At 37.4% G+C, this 406-nt stretch carries 1 protein-coding gene; it reads left to right on the top strand.

Annotated elements, in window-relative coordinates; genetic code table 11:
* Positions 1 to 297: hypothetical protein (locus tag ACTD9P_RS30165; RefSeq protein ID WP_498371988.1), on the top strand; the 297-nt coding region annotated here is incomplete at its 5' end.
* Positions 298 to 406: the final 109 nt, after the last annotated feature.

A 406-nucleotide genomic window follows, 5' to 3' on the forward strand; every position in this document is an offset into this window, starting at 1 on the left:
GTCCTTGATATGATTGTTAAAATGTTACCAGAATACGCAAAACAAGTTGCTAGTCCACTTTCGAATATCGACAAGATTACAGTTGTTGATACAGGAGGCGGTACAAACGGCGGTGCTGGTAAAGTGACGGGCTATGCGACGGATTTAATGGCTGGCTTGCAGGAAACATTAAAAGCATCTTCCGGTATTGATGTAAAAGAACTAATCGAAACATACGTCGGAAAAAATGCATTTGAAAAATCGGCAATAATTCCTCGCGAAGACTTCTCAAGAGTTGAAGAAGTACTTGAAAAATAAGGTGTTCAATAAAAAATACAGCATTCTTCCATAAAGGAAAATGCTGTATTTTCTTTTATTAAATTTTAACCGTCCAGCCAAATGTATCTGCAACTTTACCGTACTGGAT

The organism is Pseudomonas onubensis (genome assembly GCF_965653655.1).
Classification (GTDB): domain Bacteria; phylum Pseudomonadota; class Gammaproteobacteria; order Pseudomonadales; family Pseudomonadaceae; genus Aquipseudomonas.